The sequence below is a fragment of the Streptococcus sp. HMSC074F05 genome, from assembly GCF_001808725.1.
In the GTDB taxonomy this organism is placed as follows: domain Bacteria; phylum Bacillota; class Bacilli; order Lactobacillales; family Streptococcaceae; genus Streptococcus; species Streptococcus parasanguinis_I.
This window is the reverse complement of the sequence record NZ_KV794411.1, coordinates 73,758-89,383: the sequence shown is the minus strand read 5'-3', so window position 1 is coordinate 89,383 and position 15,626 is coordinate 73,758. Positions and strand designations below refer to the sequence as shown.

General features: G+C 45.0%; 13 protein-coding genes. 3 read left to right on the top strand and 10 right to left on the bottom strand.

Annotation, left to right across the window (positions count from 1 at the left end):
* Window positions 1-54 precede the first annotated feature (54 nt).
* From HMPREF2685_RS10830 to HMPREF2685_RS04165, 3 genes are all read right to left on the bottom strand, one after another.
* Window positions 55-183 (bottom strand): hypothetical protein, encoded by a 129-nt coding sequence (locus tag HMPREF2685_RS10830; RefSeq protein WP_009732443.1) that lies wholly within the window; start codon window positions 181-183, stop codon window positions 55-57.
* A gap of 114 nt (window positions 184-297) precedes the next feature.
* Complete coding sequence (locus HMPREF2685_RS04170; protein WP_070465475.1) at window positions 298-1,272, bottom strand: sensor histidine kinase; 975 nt, start codon at window positions 1,270-1,272, stop codon at window positions 298-300.
* Complete coding sequence (locus HMPREF2685_RS04165; RefSeq protein ID WP_049505925.1) at window positions 1,265-1,942, bottom strand: response regulator transcription factor; 678 nt, start codon at window positions 1,940-1,942, stop codon at window positions 1,265-1,267. The genes HMPREF2685_RS04170 and HMPREF2685_RS04165 overlap by 8 nt, the downstream gene beginning before the upstream one ends.
* 147 nt (window positions 1,943-2,089) lie before the next feature.
* Here HMPREF2685_RS04165 and HMPREF2685_RS04160 point away from each other — a divergent pair, with 147 nt between their 5' ends.
* Complete coding sequence (locus HMPREF2685_RS04160) at window positions 2,090-3,274, top strand: DUF2974 domain-containing protein (RefSeq protein ID WP_070465473.1); 1,185 nt, start codon at window positions 2,090-2,092, stop codon at window positions 3,272-3,274.
* A 227-nt stretch (window positions 3,275-3,501) separates the two neighbouring features.
* Here the strand turns inward: HMPREF2685_RS04160 and HMPREF2685_RS04155 are convergent, their stop codons facing one another.
* From HMPREF2685_RS04155 to HMPREF2685_RS04140, 4 genes are all read right to left on the bottom strand, one after another.
* Complete coding sequence (locus tag HMPREF2685_RS04155) at window positions 3,502-6,768, bottom strand: pneumococcal-type histidine triad protein (protein ID WP_070465470.1); 3,267 nt, start codon at window positions 6,766-6,768, stop codon at window positions 3,502-3,504.
* Window positions 6,769-6,775: 7 nt separating this feature from the next.
* Window positions 6,776-7,711 (bottom strand): metal ABC transporter solute-binding protein, Zn/Mn family, encoded by a 936-nt coding sequence (locus tag HMPREF2685_RS04150; protein ID WP_148130445.1) that lies wholly within the window; start codon window positions 7,709-7,711, stop codon window positions 6,776-6,778.
* A 354-nt stretch (window positions 7,712-8,065) separates the two neighbouring features.
* Window positions 8,066-9,049: a Gfo/Idh/MocA family protein gene (locus HMPREF2685_RS04145; protein ID WP_023917493.1), complete on the bottom strand. Its 984-nt coding sequence runs from the start codon at window positions 9,047-9,049 to the stop codon at window positions 8,066-8,068.
* Between the two features lie 16 nt (window positions 9,050-9,065).
* On the bottom strand, window positions 9,066-10,328 hold the full coding sequence (locus HMPREF2685_RS04140; protein ID WP_023917492.1) for a DUF6287 domain-containing protein: 1,263 nt from the start codon (window positions 10,326-10,328) through the stop codon (window positions 9,066-9,068).
* A gap of 248 nt (window positions 10,329-10,576) precedes the next feature.
* Here HMPREF2685_RS04140 and HMPREF2685_RS04135 point away from each other — a divergent pair, with 248 nt between their 5' ends.
* Window positions 10,577-11,098 carry a DUF2975 domain-containing protein gene (locus HMPREF2685_RS04135; protein ID WP_070465464.1) on the top strand — a complete coding sequence of 174 codons (522 nt, stop codon included), beginning with the start codon at window positions 10,577-10,579 and terminating at the stop codon, window positions 11,096-11,098.
* A gap of 10 nt (window positions 11,099-11,108) precedes the next feature.
* The gene (locus HMPREF2685_RS04130) at window positions 11,109-11,315 is read left to right on the top strand and encodes a helix-turn-helix domain-containing protein (protein WP_003006064.1); all 207 of its coding nucleotides are present in this window, start codon (window positions 11,109-11,111) and stop codon (window positions 11,313-11,315) included.
* A 516-nt stretch (window positions 11,316-11,831) separates the two neighbouring features.
* On the opposite strand, the gene metG is transcribed toward HMPREF2685_RS04130, so the two are convergent.
* The 3 genes from metG to HMPREF2685_RS04115 all read right to left on the bottom strand — a co-directional run bounded on the left by metG (window position 11,832) and on the right by HMPREF2685_RS04115 (window position 15,321).
* The gene (gene metG / locus HMPREF2685_RS04125) at window positions 11,832-13,823 is read right to left on the bottom strand and encodes a methionine--tRNA ligase (protein ID WP_070465461.1); all 1,992 of its coding nucleotides are present in this window, start codon (window positions 13,821-13,823) and stop codon (window positions 11,832-11,834) included.
* Window positions 13,824-14,037: 214 nt separating this feature from the next.
* The gene (locus tag HMPREF2685_RS04120) at window positions 14,038-14,730 is read right to left on the bottom strand and encodes a phosphoglycerate mutase (protein WP_003012031.1); all 693 of its coding nucleotides are present in this window, start codon (window positions 14,728-14,730) and stop codon (window positions 14,038-14,040) included.
* A gap of 144 nt (window positions 14,731-14,874) precedes the next feature.
* Window positions 14,875-15,321 (bottom strand): Fur family transcriptional regulator, encoded by a 447-nt coding sequence (locus tag HMPREF2685_RS04115; protein WP_003006041.1) that lies wholly within the window; start codon window positions 15,319-15,321, stop codon window positions 14,875-14,877.
* Between the last annotated feature and the right edge of the window lie 305 nt (window positions 15,322-15,626).

Here is a 15,626-nt window from a genome sequence, read left to right as displayed (position 1 = left end):
GTAGATTTTTTTGATGTGTTGAACGTCTAGCAATGACATACTTTTCTCCTTTTTCTAGTAGATCAAGAAAAATTCTTGGGTTTGTTGCAGGACTTGGAGACCAAATTCCGTCTTTTCCAGATCGGTTTGCTCATTTGGTTTCTTAATCTTTTTGGGTTCTTTCATCCATTTCAAGAGTTTCATTTTCTTGACCTCCTTCATTTGATGAGACTATTGTATAAAAAATAAAAGGCGGCTACCATAACCTAACCTTTCATTTTACCGTTTATTTCTTACATTTTTGTAAGATGGAAAAAACTAATCCATGACCAACTTCTTCTCTTCAAAGCGAATAGCGACGGTTGTGCCTTGGCCAACCTCTGAGTGGAGGCTAATCTTGTGGCCCAATTGCTCTGCGATTTTCTTAGACAGATAGAGCCCCAGACCTGAGGATTGCTGGGTCATGTGGCCATTGTAACCGGAGAAGCCCCGCTCAAATACGCGGAGGACATCGCTATTTTTGATTCCAATCCCGCTGTCTTTTATATAGAGAGTCTGGTCCTTAAAATAGATCTCAATTCCACCTGTACTGGTATACTTGAGGCTATTGGACAAGAGTTGCTCGATGATGACCAAAAGCCACTTGCGATCGGTAATGACGGCGACATCCAAATCATGCAGGTTCACTGTCAAGTTCTTTTGGATAAAAAAGAGGGCATATTTGCGGACCACTTCTTTGACCAAGTCCTCTAGCGACACGCGCTTCAAGACCAGATCGTCATGAAAACTCTCCAGTCGCAGGTACTGTAGAACCAGATTGGCATAGGAATCAATCTTGAAAAGCTCCTGCTCCATCTGCTGCTTGACAATAGGTGTCTCGACATCTTGGACTAAGAGCTGGCTAGCTGCAATGGGCGTCTTAATCTGGTGAACCCAGAGGGTGTAGTAATCCATCAGGTCATTGAACTTGGCCTGGGCTACTTTACCCTGCTCCAGGCGCGCCTGCTGTTCTTCTGTATATTTTTCATAAAGGAGATGTTCCAGTGGTGAGGCAAGCTCTATTTCCTCATACAGCAAGGCTTTGCGGTAGTCTTGAAAGGTCATAGCGAAATCCCAGATCAAGATACAGAGGGTAAAAAATCCTAGCACTAGGGTCGCATAGAGGAAAACCGTCCCTGTCTCTGGAAAGAGATAGGCAAAGACCAAATCAATGATCAAAAAGATGACCAATAGATAGAGTAGGCGCCTGCGGGATACCACATACTGCCAGAAGATCGTTCCAAATTTATTCATGGGTCAACCCGTAACCGATGCCTTTCTTGGTTTCGATGAAGTTTGACAAGCCAGCCTCTTCTAGTTTCTTACGAAGGCGGGCTACATTGACAGACAAGGTATTGTCATCAATAAAGAAGTCGCTATTCCAGAGCTCCTTCATCATGTCATCGCGTGCTACGATACTGCCTGCATGCTCAAACAGGACGCGCAGGATCTGAAATTCATTCTTGGTCAGCTTGATGACTTCCCCTTCATACATCAAGTCCGTAGACTTGAGATTAAGGATAGCACCCCGGTGCTCCAGCAGATTTTGATCTGTCCCAAATTCGTAGGAGCGGCGCAAGAGCCCTTGGACCTTGGCAAGGAGGACATTTTGGTCAAAGGGCTTGGTGACAAAGTCGTCTCCACCCATATTGATGGCCATGACAATATCCATGGCTTGATCCCGTGAAGAAAGAAACATGATCGGAACCTTTGAAACCTTGCGAATCTCTTGGCACCAGTGGTAGCCATTGTAAAGAGGCAGACCAATATCCATGAGGATCAAGTGGGGGTCACTTTCGACAAAGATCCCAAGGACATCCATAAAATCCTCTACTGCGACCACTTCATAGCCCCATTGTTCCAATAATTGTTTGACTTGTTGGCGGATAATTTCATCGTCTTCTACTAAGAGAATTTTATGCATGGCTTTCTTTCCTTCTTTTTTTCTTCTTCCTATTATAACAGATTAAGAAGCAGAGAAAAAGATCGAGCGTAGCCTTCTTAACAGTAAGAGCTTTTTCTACTCCCATTTTTGTGCTATACTGAAAGAAATAAGACACGGGAGGCACAGATGTCGACGATTTTTGATTACCTAAAAGAAGTGACTTACGATTCCATATATGACCGCCCCTTCAAGGAGCTGGATGTCCTCGCATTGACAGAGCTGACCTATCTGCCCTTTGGACACATTGTGCCTCAAGGAGATACAACAGGAATTCCAGTGCGCCTGTCTGATGCGATGGAACTGATCGATCGGACTACCGATTTTATCGTGAGTAACCAGCACCTGCAATTAGTCGATGAGTTGGCTACTTCAAAGCGCTTTAAGAACATCAAACTCCTCAACTATGTCGATGAATACGATCCCGATGTACAAAAACAGTTTGCGGCCATGGCCTATCGGCTTAGTCTGGATACGTATTTGGTCGTTTTCAGAGGGACGGATGACACCTTGATCGGCTGGAAGGAAGACTTCCACATGACCTATATGGACCATGTCCCAGCTCAGAGGCGCGCAGCCAGCTACCTGCAACATGTCATGAAGGAATTTCCGAAAGGGCGCTTCTTGGTGGCTGGTCACTCCAAAGGTGGCAACCTTGCGACCTATGCCTGCTCGTATCTACCTGATTCCTTATTTGAGCGGGTCGACGCGATCTACAGCTACGATGCTCCTGGCCTCAACAAGGCCATCATCGAAACCGAAGGCTACCAGCGTACGTCTCCATACATTCGTCGCTTTGTCCCTCAGGGATCCATCGTTGGCATGATGTTGGAAGTGCCAGAACCGACGACCATTGTCAAAAGTCGCGCATTTGGTGGCTTTACCCAGCATGATGCCTTTACTTGGGAAATCAAGGACTACAGCTTTGTGACCGTTTCTGAAACCAGTCCAGATAGCCAGCAGACCGATCTGACCTTAAAACAATGGGTTCGCGAAACATCGGCAGACGAGCGCAAGAAGTTCTTTGATACCTTTTTTGGTATTTTTCTGGATGCCGGCATCACTTCCATCAATGACCTAATCGATCTCAAGCAGCTAGCCAAGGCCAAGGAAATCCTCCAAAATGCTCAAGATTTGGATCCGACCGAGCGAGAAATGCTGGAACGTCTCGCTAAACAACTCATCGACACCCGGGTACAAGCTTGGAAAAAATGGCAGACGGTGCCCCGCATCCTGGTTCAAATGGCCGCATTTTTCAAGCGAAAAAAAGCAGTCGAGCTTTCCTCACCACTGCTCCTGGAGCACAAGGAGTGAAGTTCAACTACTGACCTCTAATATTCACTAGAATGCAAAAAGAGGCTGGGACAAAAGTCCTAGCCTCTCAATTATTTTTGGATTGTCGAGCAAGACGCAGTGGTTGAGTGGGCTCTACTACGCTGATTTCATCAGCTTTTACAGCCCTACTCAACTGTGCGGAGGTGGGACGACGAAATCGAATTCTAACGAATTACCGATTTCTGTCCCACTCTCTTTTCTATTTTCTATTGGTTCTGAGGAGATGGAGTATCTGGCGTGCTTGCTTCTGTTGAAGCTGGGCTTGCAGGCTCTGTTTCTATCTCAGTTGTGGCAGGCTTGCTTCCTTCTGAAGCTGCTGCTTCTTTTTCCACCGGAGTTTCTGTAGCGACAGGCGTTTCAACCGTGGTAGCTGGTTTGCCCGCTTCGCTTGCAGATGGGGCAGCTGCCAACTCTGCCTGGAAGGCTTGGATGGCCTGTAGTAAGGCTGCTTTATCACTCTTTGGATTAGCCAATTGGTCAAAGAGAGCTTCTAAGCGATCAAATACAGCATCACTAGCTCCCTTGTCCTGCAATTGTTGGTGTAGAGCCATCAATTGGTTATAGAGCTGTTGATAAAGAGCAACATCCCCAATTTGAGGCTCTTCCGTTTGCTTTTGTTTTTGCTTTTCAATGCTATCACTGATTTCGCGTAGAAGTGCTTGCCCACTTGTAATAGCCTTGTCTGGATCAGATTCTTTTCCAAGTTGAGCCAAGCCTGCTTCAAAAGCAGTTCGTTTGCCTTGGTCTTCGACTTGTGGCAAGAGCGACTGGATTTGCTCTAAGAGAGCTGTCAAAATCTTGTTCTGTTGACGGGCTTCTGTTGCCTTATCCAACTCGCCATACAAGCCTTTGAGGAAATCATAAACCGCTACGTTGTAGGATGGAGTTTGACTTCCTTTTTGATCCAAAACTGTTTTTTCAATAGGATAGGTTTGGCCTTTTTCTTGGGAGAAGAGCTGGTCAATAGCTTGCTTGGTTTGGTAGAGTTCCATAAAGTGAAACTTGGAATCCCAAGCTTCTTCAAAGGCTTGAGCTCGGTAGAGCTTCAAGGCTAGATCTGCTGCCTTAGTGCGGAGTTCTGGTGTCAAGCGCGCATCGCTCAAGCTTTGGTAGAAATACTTGAGGTAGTCGACCGATGTCACACCCGTCCGATCTTGCATCTCCTGAACAGCTTCTAATAGCTTCCCTTCCTGCTCTAGACGCTTACTGTCCTTGGCAGCATAGGCTTCCTGCAGTTGAGAGACCAACTCTTCCTTCTTCAATTGGAATGCTTCTGTGTCTAGCAAGCGCACTTGTTCCAGCAATTCTTGGTAACGACGGTCCAAGGCTGTCTCTTCTTTTGGCTTGACCGCTTGAGTCGCATGAATGTACTGCGCATCAACCTGTTTGAGACTTGCCAGATAGCCCTCTGTTGAGTTACTTGGGAAACTCTTGACATTTTCCAAGAAGTGGCCCAAGATGAGCTCAATCCGTCTTTGTTGCAATGGATCAGAAGCATAGAGGCTGCGGCTTTCTGCTAAGAGTTGGTTGACCTTTTCCTCTACTGCTTTTTTGTCCAAGTCTCCTTTTTTGTAAGGAGATTGGATGGTTGGAAGACGGTGGGCTAAGTAGTCTGCTAGTCCTGCTGAACGTACCTTGATGTAGTGGTTGTGATCGCCATGCGGGATAACAAACTGACCATTTTCAATCTGGAGGCTATAAGGAGAAATCCCTGAACGAAGCGCTGTTGCATAGAGTTCATTGATAAAGTCTAGTTCAGGATTGCCAGTTTCAAGTGGGATGCGGACATGTTCCTTCCGAACGGCATAAGGATGGATGTGGGTCGGATCATATTCTTGGTCTGGATTGTTAAAGACAAAGAAACCATTGGAAATCTTAATGGCCTCGCGAGGGACACCGTAGGTCTTACTGATGTACTGGATCTTTTCCTCATCTGAGGCATCACGAGAATAGGTCGCAACGTCATCTGTCAGGGGCTGACCCTTGTCTTCTTCTTTCTTACCAGTTAGAGTTGCCTCCGCTGCTGCAATCTCTTGAGGAGAGAGGTCCTTTTTATAGAAATAATGGGCATGGTTGCCATGAGCGACCATATAGCCTTCCTCGTCCTTGCTGATGACCTTGTCAGCGTGGAAGCCGTGATCGTGCTCCTCTTCGTGCTCGTGATCATGACTGTCCCCATGTTCATGTTCATGATCGTGACTGTCGCCATGCTCATGATCATGCTCATGTTCAACTGGTTTTGTGCTTGGATTTGAAGGCAAGCTTGGACTTACTTCTGTTGGACTACTAGTTCCTTGAGCACGAAGCAATTGGAATTGCCGCGCCAACTCACGCTCTAAAGGCGATAGGGAGCTGTATGGGATAAAGTGGAAATGATCCCCATGAGGGTAGACAATCCCTTGATCGGTCCACTTGGTAATCTTACTTGGATCAAAGACAGAACCGTCAGACTCCACATGACGAGAAGACAACGGGGCTTTCTGCAATTCTTCGATCAAGTTGGTCAGGGTCGGACTTGGTTTGGAAGTAGCTGGTTTAGAAGTCGTTGGGGTTGTCTGTGTATTGCTTGGACTGGATGACGGCTGGTTGCTCGCTTGCTTCCCAAGGCTTGGAGAGGCTTGATCCGGAGTAACTTGCTCTGTGCTTGCTCCAGCTAGGTGTGAACTTCCTGCATGATGGCCAGCTTGACCACCTAAGACAGAGAGAGCTGCTGCTAACTCTCCAGCAGATAAGGCACTCTTTGGAATAAAATGGAAATGGCCACCATGGGGCACAATAAAGCCGTCCCCTGTATCTGAAATGACATCTCCAGGGCTAAAGACATAACCATCGTCCGTACGGTAGCCACCACCTGTATGGTTCTTAGCCGTCAGCATCTCTAGAGTCTTTCCTTCTTTCAGCGCTTGACTCGGTTGACGGAAGTCACGGGTCTTGCCTGCCTTGTGCGAGGAGCTCGCTTGCACCGATCCCGTCTCTCCTTCTTCTTTGGTGCCTCCCTTTTGTTGTTGGGCGATCTCCTCGATCGAGCGCACATTAACCGTATGTTGGGCATCCTTTAAGTAGAGATAGTATTTCCCAGCGCGTTTGATGATATAGCCATCCTTGACCTTGCTCACGATATCTGCTTCTTTCAGCTGATAAGTTGGATCCCGCAAAATCAACTCTTCACTAAAGATGGCATCAAATGGAACCTTGCCGCTGTAGTAATGAAAATGATCCCCATGAGAAGTGACAAAGCCTTCATCTGTAATCTTGATGACAATCTGCTCTGCCTGGGTCTTTTCCTTGGCATTGACTGCTTCGATGCTGTCTTCCTTTTTGCTGGTGGCAGACGATGACGATTTCTTGTCCGCTTGCAAATACTGAATCTGATTCTTTTTCTCTTCCTTGACTTGTGGTTGCTGACTGAGCGCATAGGCACAGAGTCCTAGCCCCAATGTCGCTACAATTCCAATCGTTCCCTTTTTCTTCATTCTTGATTTACTCCTCTAATTCCTTGGCTAAAGTCGCCATATTTTCTTCTAAATTTTCTAGTAGATCCTTATCGTTTTGTGGATCGGCTTCCAGTGGATCCAAGACCTTGACACGCGCCCCTGTTGCCTTAGCGATACTATCTGCCACCTTTGACGACGTGTGCTTTTCCACAAAGATCGTTTTCACTTTGTAGTCTTTGACAAACTGCTGGATCTCGGCCAATTGCCGAGCGGTCGGTTCTTGCTCTGGGGAAATCCCTGCAATCCCTAACTGCTTGAGACCAAAGCGTTTGGCCAGATAAGAAAAGGCCGTATGCTGGGTCACAAAAGTCTTTTGCTTGGCCTTGTCAAAGAGAGGCTGGTAGTGAGCTACTAGTTCCTCACAGCGCTTTTCAAGCTTTTGAGCATTGGCCTGATAGCGCTCCTTGTTCTTTGGATCGATCTCTCCCAAACGTTGGGCGATGATCTTTCCTTCCTCTGCGATTTTTACAGGATCCAACCAAGTATGCGGATCATACAAGTGCTTGGCTTCTTTTCCCTGACCAGCCTCGACATCCTCTAATCCAGCCACCTTATCAAGGGTCATTCCTTGGCTACCTTCGATCACTCGCAACTTGGAACCTTGAAGATTAGGATCTAAGCGACCGGCCCAAGATTCCAGGGTCTGAGAATGATAGACAAATACATCCGCATCATAGATCTGGGCTACTTCCTTGGTTGAGGGTTCATAATCATGGATCCCTGCACCTGACTGAACCATCCAGATGTCATTTTGATCGCCAGAGATTTCCTTGACCAGGGCATAGATAGGATAAAAACTCGTGACAATTTTAAGACCTTTTTTAGAAGGGGGCTTGCCTGCATTTCCTTGACTTCCACAAGCTGTCAGCAGAAAGAAACCGAGAAACAAGAGTCCCAGAACCTTCATTCTTCTCCTATTCATCCTTCACCTCTTTTTCATTTTCGTTAACTAGTTTATTAATCAGTTAATTAACTAGTTAATAATACTGCTAATCATTTGCTTTGTCAAGCCTTTTTTACATTTTTTTCCTTTTAATGCTAGAGACTAACAGTTGCCTAGACTCCACGAGCCTTCCTTGCAGTAAAAAGAGAGAGTGGGACAGAAATCGGTAATTCGTTAGAATTCGATTTCATCGTCCCACCTCCGCACAATTGAGTAGGACTGTAAAAGCTGATGAAAGCAGCGTAGTAGAGCCCACTCAACCACTGCGTCTTGCTCGACAATCCAAAAATAATTGAGAGGCTAGGACTTTTGTCCCAGCCTCTTTTCCGACTCCTATTCTTCTTCTGGGTAAACCAAGCCCCAGTCTTTGCGGAGTTGAGTCATGAGGTCCATGACATCACGGCTGTAGTTTAGGTAGAGATGATTTTCCCTTCCTGCGACTGCTGCTTCCATATCAAGGACTTCATACTGGAGGGCTTTAGCGGTTTCTCCTGCTTCGATCACTTCTTGTGATCCATCTTCCGTATAGGTGATGACCGCTTTTTGCCCACGCGGGTATTCGTAGAGTTCGATATAGCCCTTGTCATAAGCGATCGTCCCACGTTTCGGTTGTTTGGCGTGAAGACTCAGCGTCACCGTTGCCATTTCCCCTTCACGATTCGTAAGAAGGATCCCCGCTTGCTCATCGACACCAGTCGGTGCCAGCTTGACCTGTGAAACCATCTCTGTCGGCTGTGACGTCATAAACCAACGTACGAAAGACAGGGCATAGACACCGATGTCCAGTAGAGCTCCACCTGCCAGATTGCGATTGAAAAAGCGGTTGGTCATGTCGTATTCCTTATAGGAACCGAAGTTCATCTGGATAACCTTAAGGGGTCCCAGCTTGCCACTTGCTACAATTTCAGAGAGTTTCCGATAAATAGGCATATGGAAAATGGTCATGGCTTCTGCTAGTTTGACATGGTTTTCTTCAGCAAGCTTTATCGCTTCTGCCAATTCCTCACTGTTGAGGGTGATGGACTTTTCGCAGAGCACGTGCTTGCCAGCTGCGAGGGCCTTACGAAGATACTGGATATGAGTATTGTGAGGCGTTGAGATATAGATGATATCCACTTCAGGGTCTTCAAAGACTTCATCAATCTCTTTATAAACCTTTTCGATCCCGTATTTTTCAGCGAAGGCTACCCCCTTGTCATAGGTACGATTGGCAACGGAATAGAGTTTCCCACCAAGCGCTTCAAGGGCTTGCGCCAATTCATTGGCAATAACGCCTGTTCCAAGACTCGCCCACTTATAGTTGATGTGATAGCCCATGGTTTAATCTCCTTTTTTATTGACGGTAGAAATATTGATCAGCCGGGTAGTTGCCTGCAGATTGAGTGACCACTAGACGTGGCTTGCTGGTATCAGACTGGTCTCCATCTGGATTTTGGAAACCGATTTTCAGAAGTCCAATCGCAGCACCAGTCTCCCCCATCTTCATCTCAACATAAGGAATCTTGCTCTTCTTATCCGAATCTGCAACAGCCTTGAGGCTGCCTTGGCCCTTGACTTTTCCGTCTGCTTGGATGACGATTTCAGCCCCCTTGCCATTGCGCCAGGTTCCAGCTAAGCTTGAGAAGTCTCCTCCGTTAATAGCCGCAATATCCAAGTCTTTCTCTTTTTTCGGTTGTGGGTAAGCTTTCCACCACTCTAGATGGTAATCACGGTAGGCCACGTCACCAAAGAGAATCCGACGTTCTTGGGAAGCTACTCCGTCAGGACCTGTCACACCCGCTGGGATCAAGTACAAGGTTTGTTCCTGCCCTTGGATCGCAGTCGCATTTGCCCCTGTGAAATAAACTTCATAATAGCCTTTTCGCTTCTTGGGCTCTTTTTCTTTATTGAACAAGTAACTTGCCCGAGTGCCTCCACTCCAGAAAGTCCAGCCAGTCTCCCCATTTACAATACTTGGAAAGGCATTGGTCTTGTTTTGGTAATATTCTTCTGGAGTATAGCCATAAAGTTTAAAACCGGAATCTGCGATTTCCTTTTCATAGGTATCATTGGAATAAGCACCTTCAAACGGTGAGAGATTGCCATCAAGGACGACATCATTTGGATCTGTCGATTTGAAAAAATCCTCCCGATTGGCAAAGACCATCTCGTGGTCGGGATTTTTGTCAGACATGGTGACCGTGATCAAAGGCTTCTTATCTGTCTTGTATTTAAAGACACGAACAGTGACTGTAAAGTCTGTATTGCCATCGGACTTTTTCATCTTGCCTGTCGAAACTTTATTAGACCCTTCGACCTTCCAATCCGTGCTAAATTCAGCGGATACCTTGCCGTCAGCTGTTTGGTAATCGATCTTCCAGGCCTTGCCTTTTTTCTCGATTTTGGCTTCATCCCGTTCATTAGAGACATAGTCACCACTCAGGTCAATAGCTTTTTCCTTTGGCTTGGTGACCTTCTTGCTAGTCTGGTTAAATTCCTTTTGATGGTCTGGTTGGATGTTGGAGCTAGAGTAGAGATAAACTCCTCCGATCAGAACAACTGCTCCGACCAGCCCCAAAATCGGCCCCAGGTATTTTTTCTTCCACTTAAGATTCATTTTACTACCTCCATGGAATAAGATCTTTACACTAGTATACCCTAAATCGAAAGTATAGTAAAATTCCCCTCTATGTAGTGGTTTTCCAGGTTTAAACTGACTAGTCTTAGCAGAGAATACCTGTTTCTCAAAAATAATATTTTGTTTATCGTTATTTTTTTATCGTTTTTCGATACTTTTTTATTGACTATTTTTTTATAAAGAGTATACTATAAGTGAAAAATAAATAAACTTCAAGGAGGCTTGCGATGAAAAACTCAAAAACCTTAAAAAATGTCATTGAAGTCTTGACGGCTTTCATTTACTTCTGTGGCTTTATGACTGTGGCTGCACTGGTCGTCCACCTGCTTTCACGGATGGGAGTGTTTAAAGATCTCATTCAAACTGGACGCTTGTCCTTTGATGTGAATGGCATCCAACTCTTCCCCAAACATCCGCAACCTCTCTGGCAGCTGCTCTTCCCACTAGCCTCAAGCGCTATCTATATTTACCTTCTCATCACCATTCGCAGCTTCCTCCAAAATCTCTACCAAGAAAAGATCTTTTCTCACTCTAACATTGATCTTTGCAACCGAGCTTCGAAGATTCTCTTGGTCTTGTCCTTTATGTCTGGCACACTTGAAACCAGTGGAAATGCTTATCTCCTTCCCTTCACTTTCCAATTTACCTTTAACACAGGGCTTCTCCTTGCCGTTCCAATCGTCTGGGTCTCTGGCAAGATTCTGGAGAGAGGTATTGAGATTGCTGAAGAAAATGAGCTAACCATTTAAGGAGGTTGCCATGATTATCGTCAATCTAGATGTCATGCTAGCCAAGCGAAAGATGAAATCCAACGAGCTAGCCGACAAAATCGGCATCACCACAGCCAACCTCTCCATCCTCAAAACCGGCAAGGCCAAAGCCATCCGCTTCACCACCCTTGAAGCCATCTGCAAAGAACTCGACTGCCAGCCAGGAGATATCCTAGAATACCGGCCGGATGAATAGGACATATATTTAAAAATATAATTGGAGACCTTCCTTAGGTGAGGACGGACGGTAGCGAATCCCTTTGGGATTCCATACCTAAGATTTGAGCCTACTGTCTCAAATCTCCCGAAAGTCTGAAATGATACCGTTTCAGACTCTTTTCTCACTGCGGAAGTCTCCGTTAACATCCATTGCTAATAGGACTCATCTACCATCCTTGTAAAACTCAATGATAGGAACCATATCAATACAACAAAAGCACTCCCGCGGGAGTGCTTGAGAACATAGACAATCTGCTCTTCCATACAAATCAAATAAATTCTATAAAAATTAAAAAATTTATTCGTAAGAATTATTCAATCATCTACTGAATCTTTCCGCCGTGAGAAAAGTGCCTGAAATACAGTTGTTTCAGGCACTCGGAATTATTGAGACCTTAGGCTCAATAATTAGTCATGGAACTTCTTCGAAGTTCGCTGACGTCCGTACTCACCTAAGGAAAGTTTTTTAGATGATTTTTTCTTTGTCTATCGTTTAGCCAATGATACTTCCATTTGGTACAGATGGATCAACAGTTAAGACTGTTAATTGATCTCCGTATTCTGCGGAAAGAATCATGCCTTGGCTGACATATTTCTTCATCATCTTACGTGGTTTAAGGTTGGCTACGATTTGGAGTTTCTTGCCGACCAATTCTTGTTCATTTGGATAGAATTTCGCGATACCAGAAAGGATTTGACGGTCTTCGCCATCTCCTGCATCTAGGCGGAAGCGAAGCAATTTGTCTGAGCCTTCGACACGTTCCACTTCTTTGACTTCTGCGACACGGATTTCAACCTTGTCAAAGTCTTCAAATTTGATCTCATCTTTTTCAGACTTGAGTTCCACTTCTTCTGGAATCCATTCTTTTTCTTGTGGTTTACCAGCAGTCATTTGCGATTGGATGTAGGCAATTTCTTCATCCATGTCCAGACGTGGGAAGATTGGAGTTCCTTTGGCAACCACTGTAACATTTTCTGGGAAGCCAGCTAAGGTCAAGTTTTCAAGATCGAAGTCCATGCCCAAGCCTAGTTGTTCCATGATGGCATTTGAGGTGTTCATCATGAATGGTTGGATCAAGTGAGCCACAACACGGAGGCTGGCTGCCAAGTGAGTCATGACCGCTGCCAATTGTTCCTTGTCACCATCTTCTTTAGCGAGGACCCAAGGAGCAGTCTCATCGATGTACTTATTGGTACGAGAGATGATGTTCCATACGGCTTCCAAAGCGCGTGGGTAATCCACCGCGTTCATTTGCTTGTGGTATTCAGCGATGTTTTCTTCAACTACCTTAGCCAAATCTGCATCAAATGCTGTGACATTTTCGACATAAGCAGGAACTTGACCACCATAGTATTTATTGATCATGGCTACCGTCCGGTTAAGGAGGTTTCCAAGGTCATTGGCCAATTCATAGTTGATGCGAGCCACGTAGTCTTCTGGTGTGAAGGTACCATCAGAACCAACTGGCAAACTGCGCATGAGGTAGTAACGAAGTGGATCCAAGCCGAAGCGTTCCACCAACATTTCTGGGTAGATGACATTTCCTTTAGACTTAGACATCTTGCCGTCTTTCATGACAAACCAACCATGGGCAATCAAGCGTTCTGGCAATTTGATATCCAACATCATAAGAAGGATTGGCCAGTAAATCGAGTGGAAACGAAGGATGTCTTTTCCGACCATGTGGAAGACGGTTCCGTTCCAGAATCTGTCAAAGTTTTCATGATCTTCTTGACCGTATCCAAGAGCCGTCACATAGTTAAGCAGTGCATCAAACCAAACGTAGACAACGTGTCTAGGATTGGAAGGAACTTGTACTCCCCAGGTAAAGGTGGTCCGAGATACCGCCAAATCTTCCAAACCTGGCTCGATGAAGTTTTTCAACATTTCATTGAGACGGCCATCTGGCGTGATGAAATCAGGTTGTGATTTGAAAAATTCAACCAAGCGGTCTTGGTATTTGCTGAGGCGAAGGAAGTAAGATTCTTCGGAAACCCATTCTACTTCGTGGCCTGATGGGGCTACCCCACCGATGACCTTGCCATTCTCATCACGGTAAACCTCAGCCAATTGGCTTTCTGTAAAGAACTCTTCATCAGAGACTGAGTACCAGCCAGAGTATTCACCCAGGTAGATGTCATCTTGCGCAAGCAAGCGTTCAAAGACTTGAGCCACCACTTTTTCATGGTAATCGTCTGTCGTACGGATGAATTTATCATATGAGATATCGAGTAATTGCCAGAGTTCTTTCACTCCAACGGCCATCCCATCTACATAAGCTTGCGGCGTAATCCCAGCTTCTTCTGCTTTCTGCTGGATCTTTTGACCATGCTCATCGAGACCAGTCAGGTAGAAAACATCGTAGTTCATCATGCGTTTGTAACGCGCCAAAACGTCACAGGCGATCGTTGTATAAGCTGAACCAATATGCAATTTACCTGATGGGTAATAGATAGGAGTTGTGATGTAGAATGATTTTGTCATTTTCTTTTCCTTTCAGGGCTAATGGAACCCAATTTAGTAACACTCTATTATAACATTTTTAGGGGACCCTGAAAACCCAAAACCAGCTAGGATCTAAGGAAGACAAGCAAAAAAGCTGACCGAAGTCAGCTTTCTATGATTGATAACGAATCACGTTATAATTGCCTCGCTTTTGCGTTTTCAGGCTCGGGATAAAAATATCCACTGGATATTTTTATTTTCCAAGATAGTATTCTTTTACAACGTTCAATTTTTCGTCAAATTCGAATACCAATGGTGGGAAGTTAGGGATTTCCACATCCATGATTTCGTCGTCTGACAATTGTTTGATGTGTTTTACAAGAGCACGGATTGAGTTACCATGTGCTCCTACGAATACGTTTTTACCGTCTTTAAGAGCTGGAGCGATTTTATCTTCCCAGAATGGAAGGGCACGTTCCAAAGTAACTTTCAAGTTTTCAGCATCTGGAATTACTGAATCGTCAAGTGAAGCATAACGACGGTCAGTGTGTGCTGAGTGTTCATCATCACGGTCCATTGCAGGAGGCAATACATCGTAAGAACGACGCCAGATGTGAACTTGTTCATCACCAAATTGTTCAGCAGCTTCTGCTTTGTTTTTACCAGTCAAACCACCATAGTGACGTTCGTTCAAGCGCCATGATTTTTCAACTGGAACCCACAATTGGTCAGAAGCTTCAAGAGCCAAGTTAGTCGTTTTGATCGCACGTTTCAATACTGAAGTATAAGCTTGGTCAAATTCGATACCAGCTTCTTTGATCAATTTACCAGCGTCGATCGCTTGTTGTGTACCTTTTTCAGACAAATCAACATCAGCCCAACCAGTGAAAAGGTTAGCTTTGTTCCATTCAGACTCACCGTGGCGAGCAAAAACCAATTTTACCATTAGATGGATCTCCTTTTTATTCTCCGAGGTTTCCCCCGTTTATCTATTCTATTCTACTAGATTTTCAGTGAAAAATCTAGTGGCGACCATAGAAAAGTGCAATTTCTCACAAAAAAGAGCCTGACGGCTCTGATTTCTCTCACATTAATTTTTCTGACAGTCGGGGCAAATGCCATAGACGGTCATCTGAGTCTTGGTGATCTGATAACCACTTTGACTGGCTGCTTCTTCGCGAAGATCTGGGACTTCAATGTCCACATCTGCGATACGACCACATTTTTCACATACCACATTCAAATGGTCATGCCCCATGAAATCAAAATAGGTCGTGGTATCATTGCGAACCTTGATCTCAGAGACAACCCCCTCATCAATCAAAACTTTGATATTGTTGTAGACAGTTGCTAGACTCATGCTTGGAAACTGAGGCAATAAATCGCGATAGATCTTCTCAGCGCTCGGATGTTCATGACTCGCCACTAAATAGGAAAGAACTGCTCTGCGGGTATCAGTAATCCGAATACCCTTGGCACGCAAATTTTGCAAGACTTCTTCCACGCGCTCTTCTTCATGACGATGCAATGCGTTCACTATGATCCCCCCTTTCCAATATGATTAATCGATGCGTTACCCTTATTATATCATGTTTCAAAATAAATCACTATTTAGAATGCTTTTAATTAAAAAAAATGTCCGGGGGACATTTTTTTCACGAGCCTGAAAATGGAAAAGCGAGTTTATGTCCGGGGGACATTTTTTTCACGAGCCTGAAAACGGAAAAGCGAGTTTATGTCCGGGGGACATTGATTCACGAGCCTGAAATAGATTCATCTACTCTCAACCGATCCAACTGGTCATCCAGCGCACGGTTCCTAGGATCATTTTGAACACGAGGA